Genomic DNA, 1,389 nt, shown 5'->3' on the forward strand with positions numbered 1-1,389 from the left:
TAATGCCAGTCAGTTAAGAAATTGACTGGCATTTTCTTGGATATTTTTGTGCTTTAATTTTCACTACTCGCGGACATTGCCTTTGCCTTTTTTCAGGTAATACAAATATTTTAGATTGTTCAAATAATTGCGCTAAATGTTTGGGTAGGTTTCCTGCTGATTCTAAAGGTGTGTGCCTTAAGATATTGATAATACTCATAGATGCAATATGGAAACTGATCCTTAAAGGACTCACCTTTGCATGTTCAGCGATAAACCTCATCTGTCTTCTTAAGATATTATATGCAATAAATACCCCCCACAATTCTTGATAGACCAAATCAGGTTGTTTGCTTCTTAAAATCCTTGCATCCTGTAAATCACTTTTAATTTCCCGATAACACATTTCTATTTCCCAACGCTGGATATAAAGCATTGCAAGGTCTTTGAATGGATAAACTTTAGAATCTGTTAATGATGTAATGTAACGTCTTATTTTTCCTGCATATTCAACTTCAATTAAACGTGCTTCCCAATAGTCACCCAATGACGGATTTATCTTTTTTGCTCTTGCTGAAACAGGCATTTTGATCTGAAAGTCATGGGCCGCATTATGATGAATCACTTCATAACGCAGGTTGTCCTTTGCTCGCATCAACCAATGACTCTCTTCTGCCTGAGATTGCCAGCTCACTAAAAAATCAGCAGAGAAGTAAGCACGATCAAATAGGGTAATACTGCGAACTGGTGCTTTTAATTGACTGGCTAAGGTTAATTCACCTTGATCCATACTGCCCATTTGGGCATCAATCATTTCATGGGTATTGGTATTCACCAGGCAAGTCGCTCTAACTTGTGGGTAAGGTGCAGCTGCTGTTTTGCCTTTGGATGAACCAAAGTGCTTAAAGTTTTCTTCTGTATGAGGCATAGACCAAACCACACCATCTACAGCACAAACGCATAGACCGTGAAAGTTGCTATATTGTTGTTGTGAGTCTTTAAACCATGCCTGACTTAATGTCGAAAATAAAGCACTCATGGGTTCTAAGCCTAAGCGTTGTCTTGCTTGTACGGATGCACTCGGTACACAGTATTCTGCCGTACCGAAAACAAGTTGCAATTGTTGAACCACATACCAAATCGGTTGATTTCGAAATAGAGCAAGTCCGATTACCAGCCAAACAACATGTTCAGCAGGCAGTTTTCTTTTTCGAATTGATGCTTTACCTGTTTGGTCTAAGCAATCTTCAATCCAGTTTAAATCAATCAATTCACTGAATTGTGAAAGTGAAGGTAGGGTTTGTTTTAATGTTAAATCTAGATTCTGAGATAAATTCATAAAAAAAGAGCGTATTTACATACGCTCTTTTTACAGCATTTTAACTTTTTTTGCTTAACTGACTGGCATTA

General features: G+C 37.7%; 1 protein-coding gene. It reads right to left on the reverse strand.

All coding sequences use genetic code 11. The annotated features are described in order from the left end of the window. Nucleotides 1-13: 13 nt before the first annotated feature. Nucleotides 14-1,318, reverse strand: a complete 1,305-nt coding sequence (locus tag FTV09_RS17710) for an IS4 family transposase (protein WP_004282307.1) — start codon at nucleotides 1,316-1,318, stop codon at nucleotides 14-16. Nucleotides 1,319-1,389: the final 71 nt, after the last annotated feature.

The organism is Acinetobacter sp. YH12227, assembly GCF_013417785.1.
Taxonomy (GTDB): Bacteria; Pseudomonadota; Gammaproteobacteria; order Pseudomonadales; family Moraxellaceae; genus Acinetobacter; species Acinetobacter gandensis.

What these genes read in the sequence shown, in the direction of transcription:
- FTV09_RS17710 (WP_004282307.1), bottom strand. Translation starts at nt 1,318, where the DNA reads ATGAATTTATCTCAGAATCTAGATTTAACATTAAAACAAACCCTACCT.